Here is an 18,397-nt window from a genome sequence, read left to right as displayed (position 1 = left end):
GGCGCTACTTCAGCCAGCGTTCGAGGCGCATCATCGCCTCGACCATCTCATCGTGGCTGCCGGCGTAGGAAAAGCGCATGGTTCGATGGCCTTGGAGCGGATCGAAATCGCGGCCGGGCGTCGCCGCCACATGCGCCTCGGCCAGCATCTTGCGCGCAAAGGCCATGCTGTCGTTGGTGTGCCTGGTGACATCGCAGAAGGCGTAGAAGGCCCCGTCCATCGGTGCCGCCAGCGCAAAGCCGAGTTCGGGCAGGCGTTTCATCAAAAGCTCGCGATTCCACGCATAGCGCGCCTTCACCGCCTCCAATTCCCCGGTCGCCTTGAATGCCTCGATCGCGGCGATCTGGGACAGTTCCGGCGGTGAGATATAGAGACTCTGGGCGACCCGCTCGACCGGCCGCACCAATGGTTGCGGCAGCACCATCCAGCCGATGCGCCAACCGGTCATGCAATAATATTTCGAGAAGGAATTGATCACCGTCACGTCAGGGCCGTAGGCAAGCGCCGTCGTGTCCGGCGCAGCGTAAGCCAGCCGGTGATAGATCTCGTCGGAGATCACGGCGATGCCGAGCTCTTGCGCCGTCGTCACCAGCGCCGACAGCTCGTCGGCGGGGATAACCGCGCCGGTCGGATTGGCCGGACTGGCGAACAACACGCCCTTCAGCTTCTTTTCGCGATGCGCGGCCTTCAGATGTTCGGCGTGGAGATAGGCATCACCATTGAGCTCGATCTCGACGATCGCGATGCCGAGCGCGGCCATGATGTTACGATAGGCCGGATAGCCAGGCGCGGCGATGGCGACACGATCGCCTGGATCGAACATTGCCAGAAAGGCCAGGTTGAAGGCGGCCGACGATCCGGTGGTGACGGCGATCCGGCCGGGTGAGACGGCAAGCCCGTGGTGGTCAGCATAGTGCTGCGCGATCGCCTCGCGCAGGCCCGCAAGACCCAATGCATCGGTGTAGCCGATGCGCCCCATCTTCAATGCGTTCGTCGCCGCTTGCCTGACCCCAGTCGGCGCCGGGTCGGACGGCTGGCCAACGGCCATGGAAACAACCGGAACGCCCTTTGCCTTCAGCCGATTCGCTTCCGCCAGAATGTCCATGGCGTGGAACGGCTCAACGTCGCCGCGACGCGAAAGCGATACAACCATTTGACCTCATTCCTTGCCGGCTGCGGGCGCCGAGCTCTGGCGTCCGCGCCGCACAAATGCCCGATTGATGTGAGGATCACAAGTTCGGTAAAGTTTCAGTGCCGACTTTTCATCCTCCGCCCGCTCGTCTACCAGTGGACCTGCCATGTTGAGCCGACCCAAATCGACGATAGCCAGGGCAGCACGCGCCTTCGCGACGCTTTCGCTTGCCGCGACGGTCGCTGTGACCAGCACCGTCAGCGCCTTCGCGCAAAACGTGCCGGTGGTGCGCGATGCCGAGATCGAAGCACTGGTGCGCGATTATGCGCGGCCGATCTTCCGGGCCGCGGGCCTGCCGGAAGACGGCGTCGACATCGTGCTGGTCAACGACCAGAGTTTCAACGCTTTCGTTGCCGGATCCCGCATGTTCATCAACACCGGTGCCCTGATGTCGGCGGAGACGCCCAACGAGATCATCGGCGTCATCGCCCATGAAGCCGGCCACATTGCCGGCGGGCACCAGCAAAAATTGCGCAACCAGCTCGAACGCGCCAAGACGATGGCCATCATCGCGACGCTGCTTGGCGCAGGTGCCATCGTTGCCGGCGCCACCACCAAAAGCCGTGGCCTCGCCGGCGCCGGCATGGGGGTTGCAGCCGGCGGCGGCGAGATGGCGCAGCGCAGCATCCTCGCCTATCAGCGCACCGAAGAGATGACCGCCGACCGCTCGGCGATAACCTATCTCAACGCGACCGGCCAGTCCGGCCTGGGCATGCTGAAGACCTTCGGCCGCTTTCAGAGCGCGCTCTCGCTGTCAGGGGCGCAGGTCGACCCCTACCGGATCAGCCATCCGCTGCCGCGGGAGCGCATTGCCAATCTCGAAGTGCTGGTCAAGCAGAGCCCTTATGTCGAGAAGGTCGATCCGCCGGCACTGCAGCAGCGGCACGACATGATGCGCATCAAGATCGCCGCCTATATGGGGGGCAAGGCCGCCGCATCGCGGCTGATGCGCAAGAACCCGGACAGCCTCGCCTCGCAATATGGCGACGCGCAGACGAGCTATCTTTTCGGCGATCTGGCCGGGGCGCTCGCCAAGACCAACGCGCTGATCAAGGCACAGCCGAAAAACCCGTATTTCCAGGAATTGCGCGGCGACATCCTGATGAAGGCGAACAGACCGAAGGCTGCCGCCGAAGCCTATGCCAAGGCGGTCAGCCTCGATCCGGCACGATCCGGGTTGCTGTCGGTCTCCTACGGCCAGGCGCTGATGGCCATTGGCACGCCCGATTCCCTGAAGAAAGCGGTGGTGCAGATCAACAAGGGCCTCGGGCGCGACCGGGAAAACGCCGTCGGTTACCGCCATCTGGCGCAGGCCTATGGCGAACTCGGCAACATCCCGGCCGCGGATCTTGCAACCGCCGAAGGCCATTTCTATTCCGGCGCCTACAAGGATGCCAAGATCTTCGCAATGCGCGCGCAGATGAAAATGAAGCGCGGCGAGCCGGGCTGGATCCGCGCGCAGGACATCATAAACTACGCACCATCAAGCAAGAAAAAGTGAACTTTCCGGCCGTGCGCGGCGACATGTAGTGGACCAATCGGGTCGGGCCGGAAACCAGGCAAGAGGATTAGGGATGATGAACAAGGCAATTCTGCTGGGCACCACGGGAGTGGCGGTCGCTCTCGCCATGCTGGGTTTCGGGTTCGTGACCGGAAGTCCGCAGACGGCAAAGGCCGATGCCGTGCAGATCGCCCAGGCGGCGCCCGCCGACACCAAGATCGACCGGGCCGAAGTCGAAGGCATCATCCGCGACTATCTCCTGAAGAACCCGGAAGTGCTGCTGGAGGCTCAGGAAGCGCTCGAGGCCAAGCAGAAGGAGGCGCAGCGCGTCGCCAGTCTCGCCATCATCAAAAATGCCAAGGACCAGATCTTCAACTCGGCCTTCGACGGCGTCGTCGGAAATCCGAACGGCAAGGTCACCATCGTCGAGTTCTACGATTACAATTGCGGCTACTGCAAACGCGCCATGGAGGACATGCAGACGCTGACGACAGCCGATTCGGACCTGCGCTTCGTGCTCAAGGAGTTCCCGATCCTCGGCCCGGATTCGCAGAAGGCGAGCGTCGTCTCGATGGCCTTCCACCTGATGATGCCGGAGAAATACGGCGAGTTCCACAACGCGCTGCTCGGCGCCCAGGGACGCGCCACCGAAGCGGCGGCCATCAAGGTAGCGCTTTCGCTCGGCGCCGACGAAGCGACGCTGCGCGAGAAGATGAAGGACCCGTCGATCGCCGAGGCCCTCTCCAAGACCTATGACCTTGCCAACAAGCTGGCCATCACCGGAACGCCTTCCTATGTGGTCGGCAACGAGGTGGTGTTCGGGGCGCTCGGCCAGGAAGTGCTGGCGGAGAAGATCGAGGCGGCCAAGGCCGCACTCTGATCGCCCGCTGGCTTTCGGCGCAAGCCATTTTCCGCCTGTTGTGGACAGCGAAAGAACCCACTTGCGCTCTTTTCGCAGGCGTCTAAGCCCATTATAGAGGTCCGGCGCGCCGACTGATGCCGGCGCTGATGTGGTGGATTTGAACTTCCTGCTACTTTGGTGGCGTCAGCGTTCGGGAACTTCAAATCCACCACATCAGAAATGTATAAATTGCCAGTGTGGCTTTGAATCCGAAATTCGTTCAAAGCGCTGCTCCAAGGTATTGCGAATTTCGGATTCAAAATCACACTGGGAAAGGTCGGCATTTTGAAAACGGTTTTCGTACTGAACGGTCCCAATCTTAACGCGCTCGGCAAGCGCGAGCCGGGCATCTATGGCGGCAAGACGCTTGCCGCGATCGCCGACGATTGCAAGCTGGCAGGTGCGGCGCTTGGGCTCGAGATCGATTTCCGTCAGTCGAATCATGAGGGCGACCTCGTCGACTGGATACAGGAAGCCGCCGACAAGGCTGTCGGCATCGTCATAAATCCGGGCGCCTACAGCCACACCTCGATCGCCATTCACGACGCCATCCGCTCCGTCGCGCCATTACCCGTCGCCGAAGTTCATCTTTCCAACATCCATGCGCGGGAATCATTCCGCCACGTCTCCATGGTCTCGCCGGTCGCCGTCGGCATGATCTGCGGGTTCGGGCCGCTCGGCTACACACTGGCGCTGCAGGCGCTGGCCGCACGCCTATGACCGGCCAACAAACAGAAGGCTCGAAAATGTCGATAAAGAAGAATGGTGTTGACCAGCAGCTTATCCGCGATCTGGCGGGCATACTGAACGACACCAACCTCACCGAGATCGAGGTCGAGCTGGGTGACTTGAAGGTGCGCGTGTCGCGACAGGCGCCGGCCGTCCATGCGGTCGCCGCACCGCAGCCCGCCTATGCGCCGCCGGCAGCGCAGCCGGCTGCCGCAGCCGCCCCGGCAGCGGCCGACGTGTCCAAGAATGCGGTGGCCTCCCCCATGGTCGGCACCGCCTACCTGGCGCCGTCGCCCGACGCCAAGGCGTTCATCGAGGTCGGCCAGCAGGTCAAGGAAGGCCAGACGCTGCTGATCATCGAGGCGATGAAGACGATGAACCAGATCCCCTCGCCTCGTGCCGGCACGGTGACGGCGATCCTGTTCGAGGATGCGCAGCCGGTCGAATATGGCATGCCGCTCGTCGTGATCGAGTAGAGCCGGGAACAGCCGAAAAATGTTCCAGAAAATCCTCATCGCCAATCGCGGCGAAATCGCTCTGAGAGTGCTGCGCGCCTGCAAGGAGCTTGGCATCCAGACGGTGGTGGTGCATTCGACCGCCGACGCCGATGCCATGCATGTGCGGCTCGCCGACGAGAGCGTTTGCATCGGCCCGCCGCCGTCGCGCGACAGCTATCTCAACATCCACCAGATCGTCGCGGCCTGCGAGATCACCGGCGCTGACGCGGTGCATCCGGGCTACGGATTCCTGTCGGAGAATGCCAAATTCGCCGATATCCTCGCCGCGCACAACATCACCTTCATCGGTCCGTCCGGCGATCACATCCGCATCATGGGCGACAAGATCGAGGCCAAGCGCACTGCAAAGCGTCTTGGCATTCCGGTGGTGCCCGGCTCCGACGGCGCGGTCACCGAGGAAAAGGACGCCAAACGCATCGCCGCCGAGATCGGCTATCCCGTGATCATCAAGGCGTCGGCCGGCGGCGGCGGACGCGGCATGAAGGTGGCGCGCAGCGAAGCCGATCTTGTGGTCGCGTTGCAGACGGCGCGCTCGGAAGCCGGGGCCGCTTTTGGCGACGACGCCGTCTATATCGAGAAGTATCTCGAAAAGCCGCGCCACATCGAGGTCCAGGTGTTCGGTGACGGTGCCGGCCGCGGCGTGCATTTCGGCGAACGCGACTGTTCGCTGCAGCGCCGTCACCAGAAGGTCTGGGAAGAGGCGCCCTCGCCGGCGCTCAATGCCGAGGAGCGCGCGCATATCGGCGGAGTCTGTGCGAGGGCGATCGCCGATCTCGGCTACTCCGGTGCCGGCACCATCGAGTTCCTCTATGAGAACGGCGAGTTCTATTTCATCGAGATGAACACGCGCCTGCAGGTCGAGCATCCGGTGACGGAGGCGATCACCGGTATCGACCTCGTGCATGAGCAGATCCGCGTCGCCTCGGGCGGCGGGCTTTCGGTGCGCCAGGAAGAGATCCGCTTTCAGGGCCATGCCATCGAATGCCGCATCAATGCCGAGGATCCGCGCACCTTCACGCCCTCGCCCGGCACGATCACCCACTTCCACACGCCGGGCGGCCTCGGCATCCGTGTCGATTCCGGCGTCTATTCCGGCTACAAGATCCCGCCCTACTACGACAGCCTGATCGGCAAGCTGATCGTGCACGGCCGCAACCGTGTCGAATGCATGATGCGGCTGCGGCGGGCGCTCGACGAATTCGTCGTCGACGGCATCAAGACGACGCTGCCGCTGTTTCGCGATCTCGTCGGTAATGCCGATATCGCCAATGGCGAGTATGACATCCACTGGCTGGAAAAATATCTGGCCAAAGAGGATTAGGTCGTGAACTTATAGAATATAATGTCGCGATGACCCGTCCCTACGCGCCAGGCTATCGCATCCCGACCGACCTGTTGCTCAAGGCCTACGCCTCGGGCGTCTTTCCGATGGCCGAAAGCGCCACCGATCCCGAAGTGTTCTGGGTGCGGCCGGAGACGCGCGGCATCATCCCGCTCGATGGTTTTCACACGCCCAAAAGCCTGAGGAAGGCGATCCGGAAAAACCTGTTCGACATCCGTTTCGATTTCGACTTCGAGGCGACCATCGATGGCTGCGCCGAGCGGCGCGAAGAACGCCGGTCGACCTGGATCAACGCGCCGATCCGCGAGGCTTATGTCGAACTTCACCGGATGGGCCATTGCCATTCGGTCGAAGCCTGGCGCGAGGGTCGGCTGGTCGGCGGCCTCTACGGCGTGTCGCTCGGCCGGGTATTCTTCGGCGAGAGCATGTTCGCCCGGGAAACGGACGCGTCGAAGATCTGCCTGGTGCATCTGGTTGAACGCCTGAAGGAAAGGCGCTTTGCGCTGCTCGACACGCAGTTCACCACCGAGCACCTAAAACGTTTCGGCGCGATCGACGTGCCGAGGGGCAAGTATGAAAAGATGCTGGCTGACGCGCTGAAGGGCGAAGCGGTCTTCTTTCCCTGACGATCCGTCCAATCAGTCTTTCGTCGCAACTTCCAGCGGCGTCTGCGCGTGGAACATCATCTTCCAGCCATTGACGCGATGGACATAGCCGGTGCTGACCAGCGCCGCATAAGGCTCGCCATTCTCGCGAGTGGCATGGGCCTCATAGGTCAGCACAACGATGTCGCTGCCCGGCTCGATGATGCCCTTGAGATCGATATCGAGATCGCGCCAGCGGTTCGGATCCGTCGCGGTTTCGGCCAGATCGGCGTTACTCATCGTTTGCGCCATCTGTGGGAAAGCCACCAGGCATTCGGTGTCGGCATTGGCTTTGAAATAGGCAGCGTCGCCGGTCCAGAACCCTCTTTCGAGATCGAGGAGTTCGTCCTTGTTGGCCATCATGGGAACATCTCCGTACCGCCAGCCATGACCAACGCACGGAGAATAAGGCGGTTCCGGAAGCTCAGTATGTGATCCCGAACAGGAGATCCCGCGTGCTTGGCGCTCTAATTGGATTTAGCAGCGTCGGGTGCCGGCACCTCCGACTTCTGCTTGCAGCCCTTCAGCCAGACATCGTAGACAGCGTGCTCGACGGCGTTGAGGCCGGGGCTTTCGGCAAACATCCAGCCGGTGAAGATGCGGCGGATCTTGCGATCCAGCGTGATCTCGTCGACCTCGACAAAGGAATCGGTCTTCGGCTCTTCGGTTTGCGGCCGCGAATAGCAGATGCGCGGCGTCACCTGCAAGGCACCGAACTGCACCGTCTCGTCGATATAAACATCGAAGGTGATGATGCGGCCGGTGATTTTGTCGATGCCGGCGAATTCGGCGACGGGATTGGTGATGCGTTCTGGTGCCGCAGGTGCCGCCGGCGCCACTGTCGCCTCCGGTTCCACCGGCGCCTCCGGCGCCGCCGGGTCCACTGGCGCCTCAAGCGTCTGTGCGGCGACCATGCTAAAAGCCGCAAAAGCGGCGGCGGCCACCGTCAGTCCGCCCATCGAGATTCGGCTGAAAATGCTCATGCAAGGGTCCGGTGGTTTGCGCCCGGGGTGATTCTGTCGCGCCCAAGGCTAGTCGCTGCTGTCAGATCGGCAAGCAGCTAAACGCCAATTGTGGCGATAAAGGACCGATCCGCCGCGACGAGCGGTTACGAACCCGGCGTCCAGGCGTCGTAATCGCCCGTCACCTGCGGGCGGTGCTGGTTGGTGAGCACAGAGCCCTTGGGGCGATAGGCGGCGGCACTTCCGGTGAGGTTCGGCTGATGCGGCCTCTGCCAGTCGCGTGGCTTGTAATTGTCGCTCGGCGGCGCGATATCGACGCGGTGATGCATCCAGCCATGCCAGCCGGGCGGAATCATCGAGGCTTCCGCATAGTCTCGATAGATGACCCAGCGGCGGGTGCGGCCTTCCGAATCGACACCACCCTCGTAGTAGACGTTGCCAGCCTCGTCCTGCCCGACTTTCTTGCCATGCCGCCAGGTGTGGAAGCGCGTGCCCAGCGTCTGGCTGTTCCACCAGGTGAAAAACTGCAGAAGGAAAGTCTTCATCCAAATCCTCGCGGCAAGCCCTCGCGGCGGCAGCGGCGGCGCCTGTTTCCTGCTTATGGCGTCAGGCCATCGCTAAGGCAAGGGTTTTGCCGCAAGCGCCGCGCAAATGGCTGTCAGAAAACCGATGCAAACCCGGCGGGCCTTTCGCGGCGGTCGAAGCATGCCTTGCCAAGGCTGCCCCGTCTTTCTAAAGCTCTGCACGTCCCATGCAGGTATCCAGTCTGATTGACGGTTGAGGGAGGTAAAGATGGCCCCGGATTCATCCGACCCTGAGCTGCGAATCAGTGCCAGCTCCATTCGCCTGCGCAAGGGCGGCGTGCCGGTCGTCTGCCTCACCGCCTACACCTATCCCGTCGCTCGCCTGCTCGACGATCATGTCGACCTGCTTCTGGTCGGCGACAGCGTCGCCATGGTTCTCCATGGCCATAAGACCACGCTGGGCGCTTCGCTGGAGATGATGATCGCCCATGGACAAGCGGTGATGCGGGGTTCGGCCAGGGCCTGCGTGGTGGTCGACATGCCGGCCGGAAGCTATGAGGCAACGCCGCGCCAAGCCGTCGCCTCGGCTCGGCGGATCGTCAACGAAACCGGTTGTCAGGCCGTCAAGCTGGAGGGCGGCGTTACCGTTGCCCGGCAGATCGCGGCGATCGTCGCTGCCGGCATTCCGGTCATGGGACATATCGGCTTGCAGCCGCAATCGGTGGAAAGCGACGGCGGCTACAGGATCAAGGGCCGTACCGAGGAGAATGTGGCGGCGCTTTATCGCGACGCCCGCGCGGTCGAGAAGGCCGGCGCGTTTTCGGTAGTCATCGAAGGCACAGTCGAGACCGTCGCCGCCGACCTCACCCGGCACATTTCCATTCCAACCATCGGCATCGGCGCCAGTGGAGACTGCGACGGCCAGATCCTGGTCATCGACGATATGGTCGGCCTGACCGTCGACCGCGTGCCGAAATTCGTCAAGCAATATGCCGACCTGCGCAGCGTCATATCGCAGGCGGCAGCCAGCTATGCAGCGGAGGTGCAAAGCCGGACATTCCCCGGCCCGAACCACGTCTTTTCGGCCGCAGCCGAACAAGGGCAAAGAATGAGTTGGGACAAAGAATGAGCCGAGACAAAGCATGAGCCGGCCTCTCATCGTCGACAGCGTCGCCGCCCTTCGCGCGCAAATCCGCGACTGGCGTCGCGATGGCCTCAGCCTTGCCATGGTGCCGACCATGGGTGCACTGCATGACGGCCATGTCTCGCTGATCGGGATCGCACTCGAAAAGGCCGATCGCTGCGTTGTCTCGATCTTCGTCAACCCGACGCAGTTCGCGCCGAGCGAAGACCTCGACAAATATCCGCGCCAACTCGCCCGCGACCTCGACCGGCTGGCCGAGACCGGCGCCCAACTCACTTTCACCCCTGGTGTGGCGGAGATGTATCCGGCTGGCTTCGCCACAAGGATCTCGGTCGGCGGGTCAGCCGCCGGGCTGGAATCGGATTTCCGTCCGACCTTCTTCGACGGCGTCGCGACGGTCGTGGCAAAGCTCTTCCTGCAGGCGTCGCCCGACTGTGCGGTCTTCGGTGAAAAGGACTACCAGCAGCTTTGCGTCGTCAGGCAGCTCTGCCGCGACCTCGATCTTCCGGTGGAAATCATCGGCGCGCCAACGGTACGCGACGCACATGGCCTCGCCATGTCCTCACGCAATGCATATCTGAGCGAAGCCGAGCTGGAGGTGGCGCGCCAGCTCAACGCCATATTGCGCCGGACGGCGGCGGCACTAGCGGCAGGGGCGGATGAAGGCAGCGCGACCGCCGAGGCCAGCCGCGCGCTCGTCAAGGCTGGCTTCGACAAAATCGATTATGTCGCGGCGCGCGAGAGCCTGACGCTCGCCCCATGGCGGAGAAACCGTGACGGACGCCTGCTCGCAGCCGCCTGGCTGGGCAAGACCCGGCTGATCGACAATGTGGAAGTTCCCTCCGCCTAAAGCGCGTCGCGTTGGATGGATTCATGCGACGCGCTTTAAGTTCTTGTTTTTATGCATGTCGTTATCGCAAGACCGCTTCGCACTTTTGCGCGACGTGCATTAGGCCAATCAGGCGACCTTGAGATCCTTCATCGCCTTCTCGTAGACATCTTTGATCGGCTTGGATACGTCTTCGGCGGCTTTCGTCGCGGCCGCCTGAAACTCCTTGCCCTGCTCGACGGTCTTTTCCACCTGCTTGCGCAGGAAGGCAGTCTGCAGTTCGATGAACTCGGAGGGCGATTTCACGGCAACCAGGGCTTCGAGGTGAGAAAAGCTGGCCTCAACATTTGCGCGCAGCGCGGCGATCGTCTTCAGCGACAGCTCATTGCCAGCGGTCTTGGCTGTTTCGAAGGATGACTCAAGAGCCTTTTGGGTCGCCTCGGCGCCGGTCGCCAATTTCGATAAGGCTTCTTTCGACTGCTCGACGCCCTTTTCGGCGACAGCGCGGAACTGATCGGTTGCCGCGGTCGGGACTTCTGCATTCTCGATGATTTCAGCAGTTTTATTAGCGGTCTTGGTCATAGTTTCCATCCTTTGCGGTGGGCGACCTTGTAGAAAAGCCGTCTCGTTCATCTAGCAGCCTGACGTTACGGCATCTGCAGTGCATTGCAATATTTTTGTGCGTCGCACCATGGCTTTTTTGCCTCAGCGTTAGCCACTGCTGAATTCTTACCGGGCGTGTTTTGCGGACGACAGCTGAGAAAGTATTCAGGCAAGAATTGCAAAACAGTGGCCCGCTCCAATCGCGCCTGTCCGATACACGGTTCGCCCCGCGAATTGCGGTGACAGTGCACCTTTTATTTACCCGACTGCCGCGTTTTCCGGATTTCACGGTTTTTTCGGTTTGCTCGGCAATCCGATCCAGAAGTGCTTCGCTGCCCACCGGCCAGCACAGCCGAGCAAACAGGGCAAAAACTGCACTGTCACCCTAATTCACCCTAATTCCAATCTGCATATTTTTTAGACCTTTGTGGACGACATCTTCAGAATCCAAGCTACCAGGCCGGCTCGGCTACAATTCGGCCAAAATCATGGTGCGGTCCTGCGCGCTCCAGGAGCGCAGCATCGATGCTCGGCTGGAATGAGAACGTTTCCTGGCGCGGATCCCAATCTTGATACCGGCACATGTCGAGCGGCTGCTCCCGTATCTGTTCCTGCTTGCATTGACCTGCATCGCGGTCGCCTTCCGGCCGCTCCTGCCTGTCGATGAAACCCGATATCTCAGCGTCACCTGGGAGATGTATCTGAGCGGACAGATCTTCGTTCCGACGATGAATTTCGCGCCCTATCTGCAAAAGCCGCCGCTGCTGTTCTGGCTTATCGACCTGGCCTGGGACATTTTCGGCGCAAGTCGGGTTGCCGCGATGCTCGTCATCTTCGTCGCGTCGTCGCTCGTCATCTGGCTGACGACGCGTCTGACAAAAACCCTCTTTCCCAGGCGCGACGACATCGCAAGCCGTATCCCTTGGCTCGTCGCCGGAAGCACCATCTTCGTGATTTATTCGACGCTGATCCTGTTCGACATGCTGCTGACTGTCTTCGTGCTCGCCGCGCTTTTGTCGTTGCTTGCCTTTGCCAAAAACGGCAACCATTGGCACGCCGTGCTGGCGGGATTGTTCATCGGACTGGGTGTTTTGACGAAAGGTCCGGTGGTGCTCATCCATATCGGCGCCCCTATCCTGCTCTATCCGTTCTGGCGCGATCGGCAGGCCGGGCTGGCGACGCCGAAATTTTTTGCCGGGGCGGGTCTGGCAATTCTGGCCGCATTGATTCCGGTGGCGATCTGGCTGGTGCCGGCGACCATCCAGACGAAAGGCAACTTCGTCTACGACCTTGTCTGGAACCAGTCGGCAGGGCGTGTCACCGGCAACCTGCACAACTCCCATGGCCGGCCGTTCTATTTCTATGTCGTGCTGCTGCCGATCATGCTTGTACCGTGGATCTTCATACCCGAAGTGCGGCGGCTGAAGCTGAGCGCCCGGATACGTGGCCTGATCGACTTGAGATCGCCGGACCTGCGCGCACTGCGCCTGCTGTCGTTCTCGTTCGTCGCGGTTTTACTGGTTTTCAGCGCGATATCCGGCAAGCAACCTCACTATCTGGTGCCGATGCTGCCATTTGCGACCATCCTGTTCGGGTATTTCATGGCGGAGATTCCCCTCGCGAGGCTCAGAAACTCGGCCTTCGTCCTGCTCGCAATTTTCGGCATCGGCCATGCCGCAGCATCAGCGACCGCTTTCAGACGCGAAGATCTCATGCCGCTGGCCAACTTCATCGACGAGCGAAAGAACGCCGACTGGGCCGTCGCCTTCGACTACCAGGACGAGGTCGGCTTCCTGGCCCGGCTGCAGAAGCCGTTCGAAAGCACCGACAATCCCGAGGAATGGCTTCGCTCGCATCCTGGCGGCTATGTCATCGACAAATCCAAGGACATTGGGACGTCGGAGCAAATCGCTTTCCGCCTTCACGTCGAACGAGGCTATCTTGTCGTCCTCAAGGGACAACATTGAGGGCGCCGCAACCGACCGCGCAGCCCGTAAAACGCAACTGACTGCGACATATCCGGGCAGACAAATCTATCCGATCGCCTTCTCGCCGGCAGCCCTGAACCGCCGCCACAGTCGGAGGTGTTCCCGGCGGGCAAAAACCCTTTCGAGCGATAGAAGGCGACGGCCGGAGCCCTTTGCCTCTTCCACTTCGAACACGCAGTGTCCGCGCCTCCGGAAAGCTGGCGTGGACCTCTTCCAGCGCCTGGCCGATGCCTTGCCTCTGGCAGGTCGGATGCACGTAAAGCTGGTTCAGCATGACGATCTTCGCATCCGTGGTGGCTGCGGCGAAAGCCATGCCGCCGATGCGCCTGCCGTCGTCTGCGACCAGGAATTCGGAGTTCGGCCGTGTCAGCCGCGCTCTACAGCGCCGCGCGTCCTTTCGGACGCGCAAAGGACGCTGTAGCACTTTTGATTTTGCGCATGATCCTTTCCGAAATCGATTCCGATTTCGGGGTCATGCGCTGAGCGAGGCGATCGAATGCTATTCGTCAGTGATCTCGGTGACTTTGGCAGCACCATTGATGGCGTCATAGGTGGCATGCCACGTTTCGACCAGCAGCGCCCGGATGGCAACCAGGTCGCGTTCGCTAGCAGTGCGGACGAACATCGGTTTTCTCGCTGACGGCTCGGCTATGCTTCGACAGGTCTGCGTTTGAGATCGATCACGGCAAGCAGCACGACCCAGATGAGGAGCACCAGGCTGCCCGCCATGTTGGCCGCCATGGCGATATCGGAGAAACCTGTTGCCGCCGTGGCGACGCCGCCAATCAGGACGCCAACAGCCCCTGCGCTGCCGAGCAACGACATCCAGACTGGACAGTGCTTCGCCTGTTGCAACGCGATGCTGGCGAGCAGGACGGTCAAGCCGAGCAGCACCGCGCTAACCGCGGCAAAGCCGATTTCGATCTGCCGCACCGCAAAGGCAGCGTTGAACAGCGATGCCTTTGCCGCATCGTCAGCCATGGCCCATGCGTTGACCATGGCCTTCAGGGCGATGCCGTCGACTGCCTGCAAAGCCGCCGCAGCCGCAAGCGACGCCGCGCCAAATACGATGGTGAGCAGAGCAAAGCCCCGCGCCGGACCGTCGAACAGACGGCCAATGATCAAAAGCATGCCGGCGATCATCGCCACGACACCGGCAAGTTGGGCCATGTGACTAAAAAGCCAATTGTGATCGGCGGAATACTCACCGAAGGCGCGAAGCGCATCACTCGGGTCCTCATGCATCGGATGCAACAGCGTGCCGACGAAAAGCAGCACGGCACCTGCGATCAGCAGCGCCGACGAGAGACCTGCCTGATTGCGCGGCCGTGGTCTTGCGTTCATTGCGCTATTCGATCCCGAGCTTGGCCTTGACGAGGTCGTTGACCGCTTGCGGGTTGGCCTTGCCACCCGTCGCCTTCATCACCTGGCCGACGAACCAGCCGGCCATGGTCGGCTTGGCGCGCGCCTGCTCGACCTTGTCCGGATTGGCTGATATCACCTCGTCGACCGCCTTTTCAATGGCGCCGCTGTCGGTGACCTGCTTCATGCCGCGGCTTTCGACCAACTGGCGCGGATCGCCGCCTTCGTTCCAAACGATCTCGAACAGATCCTTGGCGATCTTGCCGGAGATGGTGCCCTCCTTGATCAGGTCGATGACCGCGCCGAGCTGATCGGGCGAAACCGGAGCATTTTCAATACTCTTGCCGGCTCTGTTCAACGCTCCCAGCAGATCGTTGATGACCCAGTTGGCGGCAAGCTTGCCGTCGCGACCAGCGGCCATCTTCTCGAAATAGTCGGCGACGGCCTTTTCCGACACCAGGATCGAGGCGTCGTAGGTCGACAGGCCAAGCGAGGAGATCAGCCGCGCCTTCTTGGCGTCGGGCAGTTCAGGCAGATCCTTTGCCAACGCATCGACATAGGCCCGGTCGAATTCCAGCGGCAGAAGATCGGGATCCGGGAAATAGCGGTAGTCGTGCGCTTCTTCCTTGGAACGCATCGAGCGCGTCTCGCCCTTGTTGGGGTCGAACAGCCGCGTTTCCTGGTCGATTTTGCCGCCATCCTCGAGGATGGCGATCTGGCGGCGCGCCTCGTAGTCGATGGCCTGGCCGATGAAGCGGATGGAGTTGACGTTCTTGATCTCGCAGCGCGTGCCGAATTCGCCGCCGGGCCGGCGCACCGAGACGTTGACGTCGGCGCGCAACGAGCCTTCGTCCATATTGCCGTCGCAAGTGCCGAGATAGCGCACGATGGTGCGCAGCTTGGTGACATAGGCCTTGGCCTCGTCGGCGGAGCGCATATCGGGCTTGGAGACGATCTCCATCAACGCCACGCCGGAGCGGTTGAGGTCGACATAGGACATCGTCGCATGCTGGTCGTGCATCGACTTGCCGGCATCCTGCTCCAGGTGCAGGCGCTCGATGCCGACCTCGATGTCCTCGAATTCGCCCTGCCGGTCCGGGCCGACGGAGACCATCACCTTGCCCTCGCCGACGATCGGCTGCTTGAACTGCGAGATCTGATAGCCCTGCGGCAAATCGGGATAAAAATAGTTCTTCCGGTCGAAGACCGATTTGTGGTTGATCTCGGCCTTCAGCCCGAGGCCGGTGCGGATCGCCTGCTTGACGCATTCCTCGTTGATGACCGGAAGCATGCCCGGCATGGCCGCATCGACGAGGCTGACATTGGCGTTTGGCGGCGCACCGAAAGCCGTCGAGGCGCCGGAGAACAGCTTTGCTTGCGAGGTCACCTGCGCGTGCACCTCGAGGCCGATGATGATTTCCCAGTCGCCGGTGGCACCTGATATCAGGCGCTTGGCGTCGGGTGTGCGAGTATCGATGAGGGTCATAGTGGCCTGCGAGTTATCGGTGACGGAATTCACTTCTCAACGTGAATTCCGTCACGTCCGACGTGAAAGTCACTCGCTAGTGCAAACCACAAAAAGAGACAAGCGCAAAGCCAAAGCTGGCGCTTCACATCGAATCCAGCCGGCCGGCTGAAGAAATAAGGCGTCACGCCGTCGCGATGTAGGCCCTGATCTCCGCGGCCTCGCGCTCGACATCCTCGATGCGCCGCTTGACCACATCACCTATCGACACGATGCCGTCGAGCAGGCCGTCCTTTTCCACAGGCAGATGGCGGAAACGGCCACTGGTCATGATCTCCATGACCTCGTTGACGGTGTGGTTCTCATTACAGATCTTCACCTTGGGCGTCATTGCCGAACGCACCGCGATATCCAGTGCGGCGGCTCCTTCCCTGGCGAGGACCCGCACGACGTCGCGCTCGGAAAGAATACCGACGATCTTATGATCGCCATTGGTGATGACCAGCGCACCGACCCTGTGTTCGGCCAGGATGCGAATGGCCTCGCTCAGCTTTTCGTTCGGCCCGAGCGTCAACACGTCATGGCCTTTCTGCTCGAGAATTGCCTTAACAGTCATGGCGTCCTCCTCAGTTTTACTTGCCGGTTCCTGCCCTGACCGGCTTTCCTTTTGCGCATGACCCCGAAAATCGGCCCCGATTTTCGGAAGGATCATGCGCAAATCAAAGTTCTACAGCGTCCTTTGCGCGTCCAAGAGGACGCGCGGCGCTGTAGTGAACATCGTGCGCCGCGATCGATTGCATTTCAAGTGCGGCGATGCTTAAGCCGTGAACTCATCCGGCTGCTGCCGTCGATCGAAAGCGCGCAGGCCGAAGAAGCCGGCGACGAAGCCGCCAATATGCGCCTCCCAGGCGATCTGGCTGTCGATGCCGGGCGCGAAGGCAACGAGGCCGGTGGCGAGATTGATCACCATCCAGATGGCAAGAAAAGTCACAACGCCGCGCGAGCGGAACACTGCCGCCATCGGCAGCGGCGCGCCGGCGAAGGCGGCTTTGCCGGACGAGCGGTCCGTGCGGAAGCCAAAGCGGGCGGCGGCTCCCATCATGCCGGAAATCGCCCCCGATGCGCCGACCAGCGGCGCCTGGCCGAGCGGATGCACGGCCCAGAACAGCACCACCGCCGCCAGCCCCGTCGCCGCGAAGAACAGGCTGAAACGAAGCGCGCCGAAGCGGTTCGCCAGCGGTGAGCCGAAAGCCGCCAGCCACACCATGTTGACGGCAAGATGAGCAAAGCCGCCATGCAGGAAGGCATAAGTGAAGGGGCTCGAAAACGCGTAGAAATCGAGGTCGAAGCGACCGGAATAGCGGATCGGAATGAAGGCGGTCCGGATCAGCAGGGAGAAATCCTGGTCCTCGGTGAGCCAGTAGAGCCGGATCAGATGAACGACGACGCAGATGCCGATCACCGCCAGCACAACCGGCGGCATGTTGAATACCGGCTCGCGAAGACGCTCCGGCTCGCGGCCGACAGGTCCGCCCTCGCCCTGTTCGATTTCCGATGGGCTTGCTGGTTCGCTCATATGGCTCGCACTCAGTCGCTGGATTCGACTTCGCGAGCATGTAGATCACGGCCACCCGATTCACAAAGGGGCGAATCGCCCCACGCAAATCAAAACCGGGGCGAATCAAAATTGGCGCGAATCAAAAAGAAGCCGTCCAAGGTTTCCCTTGAACGGCTGGTCGAGCCCCCATGCTCCCCCAAACTCTTGACTGAACTGCTGCCGATCGCTGCGAAACGACCGCTTCTGGAGTGGTTTTAGCGTGCCACGGGCGTGGGCGGGGCGCAACGTAAACCACTTGTTAACCTTAACGACCCCGACCCGTGAACAAGTGTTAACGATGCTGGCACGCATCCTGCTCCGCAACGCATGTAGGTCCTCGGAGGGCGCCCTTCTGTTCACCGATGGGACATCAGACGACAGATTGCGCGGAGCAGCATAACATGAACCAGAACGGATCGATCACGCTGTTCCATTATTGGAACCGGCTGCGTGACGGGCGCCCTGCCCCGAAGCGTTCGGAAGTCGAGCCAGCCGACATCAAGTCGTTGCTGGCCGACACATTCATCCTGGAAAAGGATACGCGCGGCGAAGCGGTATTCCGGCTCGCCGGCACCAGGCTTTGCGCGGTCTATGGCCGTGAACTCAAGGGGTTTTCCTTCCCCTCTCTATGGCGCGAGAAGGACCAGCGGCTTATCTCGAAACTGATCCACGGCGTCTTCGATCAGAAATCCGTATTGCTCATCACCTATGAAGGTTTCAGCCGCACCGACCGTTCCAGCAAGTTCGAGCTGCTCGCCCTGCCGCTCGACGGCGGCGTCGAAAATCCGCGCTGCCTCGGCGTGATAAGCGCTGCTGAAAAGCCCTTCTGGCTGGGCGCGGACCCGATCGCCGACGCCCTGATCGATTCGATCCGCGTCGTCGATCCGGAGAAGGAACCGATACTCGCCAAGAACCGGCCGGCCATCGACGTTCCCTCGCTTGTCCCGTCGGAACTCGATCCGCCCCAGACGATTTCGGCGCTCGGCCAGGCGCGCCGCATCCGCCATCTGGTCGTGTTCGACGGCGGGCGCGGGTAATAATCTAAAACCCTAAAGTAGCGGTGTCAGGCTTTCCCCTTTGTTAACCCGCTTCGCTG

General features: G+C 61.6%; 20 protein-coding genes and 1 pseudogene. 10 read left to right on the top strand and 11 right to left on the bottom strand.

The features are described 5' to 3' along the window. Positions 1–4: 4 nt before the first annotated feature. On the bottom strand, positions 5–1,153 hold the full coding sequence (locus ACWUKX_RS09040) for a pyridoxal phosphate-dependent aminotransferase (protein WP_456005885.1): 1,149 nt from the start codon (positions 1,151–1,153) through the stop codon (positions 5–7). A gap of 145 nt (positions 1,154–1,298) precedes the next feature. Between ACWUKX_RS09040 and ACWUKX_RS09035 the strand changes: the two genes are divergently transcribed. The 6 genes from ACWUKX_RS09035 to aat all read left to right on the top strand — a co-directional run bounded on the left by ACWUKX_RS09035 (position 1,299) and on the right by aat (position 6,809). Next, entirely contained in the window at positions 1,299–2,693 is a 1,395-nt protein-coding gene (locus tag ACWUKX_RS09035) for a M48 family metalloprotease (RefSeq protein WP_456005882.1), read from the top strand. A gap of 76 nt (positions 2,694–2,769) precedes the next feature. Then, positions 2,770–3,573: a DsbA family protein gene (locus ACWUKX_RS09030; protein WP_456005879.1), complete on the top strand. Its 804-nt coding sequence runs from the start codon at positions 2,770–2,772 to the stop codon at positions 3,571–3,573. Between the two features lie 306 nt (positions 3,574–3,879). Next, complete coding sequence (gene aroQ, locus ACWUKX_RS09025) at positions 3,880–4,314, top strand: type II 3-dehydroquinate dehydratase (RefSeq protein ID WP_029353818.1); 435 nt, start codon at positions 3,880–3,882, stop codon at positions 4,312–4,314. A gap of 26 nt (positions 4,315–4,340) precedes the next feature. Continuing rightward, entirely contained in the window at positions 4,341–4,799 is a 459-nt protein-coding gene (gene accB / locus ACWUKX_RS09020) for an acetyl-CoA carboxylase biotin carboxyl carrier protein (protein WP_029353815.1), read from the top strand. A gap of 19 nt (positions 4,800–4,818) precedes the next feature. Further along, the gene (gene accC, locus ACWUKX_RS09015; RefSeq protein WP_287339451.1) at positions 4,819–6,162 is read left to right on the top strand and encodes an acetyl-CoA carboxylase biotin carboxylase subunit; all 1,344 of its coding nucleotides are present in this window, start codon (positions 4,819–4,821) and stop codon (positions 6,160–6,162) included. A gap of 29 nt (positions 6,163–6,191) precedes the next feature. Further along, a complete protein-coding gene (gene aat / locus ACWUKX_RS09010) occupies positions 6,192–6,809 on the top strand; it encodes a leucyl/phenylalanyl-tRNA--protein transferase (RefSeq protein ID WP_127211723.1) in 618 nt (205 codons plus the stop codon). A 12-nt stretch (positions 6,810–6,821) separates the two neighbouring features. On the opposite strand, the gene ACWUKX_RS09005 is transcribed toward aat, so the two are convergent. From ACWUKX_RS09005 to ACWUKX_RS08995, 3 genes are all read right to left on the bottom strand, one after another. Next, positions 6,822–7,190 (bottom strand): hypothetical protein, encoded by a 369-nt coding sequence (locus tag ACWUKX_RS09005; RefSeq protein ID WP_095521583.1) that lies wholly within the window; start codon positions 7,188–7,190, stop codon positions 6,822–6,824. A 104-nt stretch (positions 7,191–7,294) separates the two neighbouring features. Then, the gene (locus tag ACWUKX_RS09000) at positions 7,295–7,810 is read right to left on the bottom strand and encodes a DUF2155 domain-containing protein (protein WP_029353810.1); all 516 of its coding nucleotides are present in this window, start codon (positions 7,808–7,810) and stop codon (positions 7,295–7,297) included. Between the two features lie 125 nt (positions 7,811–7,935). Next, positions 7,936–8,334, bottom strand: a complete 399-nt coding sequence (locus tag ACWUKX_RS08995; RefSeq protein WP_456005876.1) for an NADH:ubiquinone oxidoreductase subunit NDUFA12 — start codon at positions 8,332–8,334, stop codon at positions 7,936–7,938. Positions 8,335–8,581: 247 nt separating this feature from the next. On the opposite strand from ACWUKX_RS08995, the gene panB reads away from it, so the two are divergent. Further along, positions 8,582–9,442, top strand: a complete 861-nt coding sequence (gene panB / locus ACWUKX_RS08990; protein ID WP_456005873.1) for a 3-methyl-2-oxobutanoate hydroxymethyltransferase — start codon at positions 8,582–8,584, stop codon at positions 9,440–9,442. 13 nt (positions 9,443–9,455) lie between these two features. Beyond that, positions 9,456–10,307: a pantoate--beta-alanine ligase gene (panC, locus tag ACWUKX_RS08985; protein ID WP_456005870.1), complete on the top strand. Its 852-nt coding sequence runs from the start codon at positions 9,456–9,458 to the stop codon at positions 10,305–10,307. Between the two features lie 108 nt (positions 10,308–10,415). Here panC and ACWUKX_RS08980 read toward each other — a convergent pair whose 3' ends face one another. Beyond that, on the bottom strand, positions 10,416–10,868 hold the full coding sequence (locus tag ACWUKX_RS08980; RefSeq protein ID WP_456005940.1) for a phasin: 453 nt from the start codon (positions 10,866–10,868) through the stop codon (positions 10,416–10,418). 590 nt (positions 10,869–11,458) lie between these two features. On the opposite strand from ACWUKX_RS08980, the gene ACWUKX_RS08975 reads away from it, so the two are divergent. Beyond that, positions 11,459–12,856 (top strand): ArnT family glycosyltransferase, encoded by a 1,398-nt coding sequence (locus tag ACWUKX_RS08975; RefSeq protein ID WP_456005868.1) that lies wholly within the window; start codon positions 11,459–11,461, stop codon positions 12,854–12,856. Here the strand turns inward: ACWUKX_RS08975 and ACWUKX_RS08970 are convergent. From ACWUKX_RS08970 to ACWUKX_RS08945, 6 genes and pseudogenes are all read right to left on the bottom strand, one after another. Continuing rightward, entirely contained in the window at positions 12,840–13,301 is a 462-nt protein-coding gene (locus ACWUKX_RS08970; protein ID WP_456005865.1) for a GNAT family N-acetyltransferase, read from the bottom strand. The genes ACWUKX_RS08975 and ACWUKX_RS08970 overlap by 17 nt on opposite strands. A gap of 78 nt (positions 13,302–13,379) precedes the next feature. Then, positions 13,380–13,502 (bottom strand): annotated as a pseudogene (locus ACWUKX_RS08965) (GNAT family N-acetyltransferase); the annotation flags it as partial. 23 nt (positions 13,503–13,525) lie between these two features. Beyond that, positions 13,526–14,221 (bottom strand): hypothetical protein, encoded by a 696-nt coding sequence (locus ACWUKX_RS08960; RefSeq protein WP_065008199.1) that lies wholly within the window; start codon positions 14,219–14,221, stop codon positions 13,526–13,528. Between the two features lie 4 nt (positions 14,222–14,225). After that, a complete protein-coding gene (gatB, locus tag ACWUKX_RS08955) occupies positions 14,226–15,725 on the bottom strand; it encodes an Asp-tRNA(Asn)/Glu-tRNA(Gln) amidotransferase subunit GatB (RefSeq protein ID WP_456005863.1) in 1,500 nt (499 codons plus the stop codon). A gap of 163 nt (positions 15,726–15,888) precedes the next feature. After that, positions 15,889–16,320: a CBS domain-containing protein gene (locus ACWUKX_RS08950; protein WP_456005861.1), complete on the bottom strand. Its 432-nt coding sequence runs from the start codon at positions 16,318–16,320 to the stop codon at positions 15,889–15,891. Positions 16,321–16,521: 201 nt separating this feature from the next. Next, positions 16,522–17,280, bottom strand: a complete 759-nt coding sequence (locus ACWUKX_RS08945; protein WP_287339456.1) for a rhomboid family intramembrane serine protease — start codon at positions 17,278–17,280, stop codon at positions 16,522–16,524. Between the two features lie 422 nt (positions 17,281–17,702). On the opposite strand from ACWUKX_RS08945, the gene ACWUKX_RS08940 reads away from it, so the two are divergent. Then, positions 17,703–18,338 carry a PAS domain-containing protein gene (locus tag ACWUKX_RS08940; protein WP_456005858.1) on the top strand — a complete coding sequence of 212 codons (636 nt, stop codon included), beginning with the start codon at positions 17,703–17,705 and terminating at the stop codon, positions 18,336–18,338. The last annotated feature ends 59 nt before the right edge of the window (positions 18,339–18,397 follow it).

Source organism: Mesorhizobium sp. f-mel, assembly GCF_053850215.1.
Note: the sequence above shows the minus strand (reverse complement) of the source record. Positions and strands in the feature narration are given on the sequence as shown.

Excerpts from the sequence above, each read along its gene's own strand:
- ACWUKX_RS09040 (WP_456005885.1), bottom strand. The coding sequence starts at position 1,153 with ATGGTTGTATCGCTTTCGCGTCGCGGCGACGTTGAGCCGTTCCACGCC.
- ACWUKX_RS09035 (WP_456005882.1), top strand. The coding sequence starts at position 1,299 with ATGTTGAGCCGACCCAAATCGACGATAGCCAGGGCAGCACGCGCCTTC.
- ACWUKX_RS09030 (WP_456005879.1), top strand. The coding sequence starts at position 2,770 with ATGAACAAGGCAATTCTGCTGGGCACCACGGGAGTGGCGGTCGCTCTC.
- accB (WP_029353815.1), top strand. The coding sequence starts at position 4,341 with ATGTCGATAAAGAAGAATGGTGTTGACCAGCAGCTTATCCGCGATCTG.
- accC (WP_287339451.1), top strand. The coding sequence starts at position 4,819 with ATGTTCCAGAAAATCCTCATCGCCAATCGCGGCGAAATCGCTCTGAGA.
- aat (WP_127211723.1), top strand. The coding sequence starts at position 6,192 with ATGACCCGTCCCTACGCGCCAGGCTATCGCATCCCGACCGACCTGTTG.
- ACWUKX_RS09005 (WP_095521583.1), bottom strand. The coding sequence starts at position 7,190 with ATGATGGCCAACAAGGACGAACTCCTCGATCTCGAAAGAGGGTTCTGG.
- ACWUKX_RS09000 (WP_029353810.1), bottom strand. The coding sequence starts at position 7,810 with ATGAGCATTTTCAGCCGAATCTCGATGGGCGGACTGACGGTGGCCGCC.
- ACWUKX_RS08995 (WP_456005876.1), bottom strand. The coding sequence starts at position 8,334 with ATGAAGACTTTCCTTCTGCAGTTTTTCACCTGGTGGAACAGCCAGACG.
- panB (WP_456005873.1), top strand. The coding sequence starts at position 8,582 with ATGGCCCCGGATTCATCCGACCCTGAGCTGCGAATCAGTGCCAGCTCC.
- panC (WP_456005870.1), top strand. The coding sequence starts at position 9,456 with ATGAGCCGGCCTCTCATCGTCGACAGCGTCGCCGCCCTTCGCGCGCAA.
- ACWUKX_RS08980 (WP_456005940.1), bottom strand. The coding sequence starts at position 10,868 with ATGACCAAGACCGCTAATAAAACTGCTGAAATCATCGAGAATGCAGAA.
- ACWUKX_RS08960 (WP_065008199.1), bottom strand. The coding sequence starts at position 14,221 with ATGAACGCAAGACCACGGCCGCGCAATCAGGCAGGTCTCTCGTCGGCG.
- gatB (WP_456005863.1), bottom strand. The coding sequence starts at position 15,725 with ATGACCCTCATCGATACTCGCACACCCGACGCCAAGCGCCTGATATCA.
- ACWUKX_RS08950 (WP_456005861.1), bottom strand. The coding sequence starts at position 16,320 with ATGACTGTTAAGGCAATTCTCGAGCAGAAAGGCCATGACGTGTTGACG.
- ACWUKX_RS08945 (WP_287339456.1), bottom strand. The coding sequence starts at position 17,280 with ATGAGCGAACCAGCAAGCCCATCGGAAATCGAACAGGGCGAGGGCGGA.
- ACWUKX_RS08940 (WP_456005858.1), top strand. The coding sequence starts at position 17,703 with ATGAACCAGAACGGATCGATCACGCTGTTCCATTATTGGAACCGGCTG.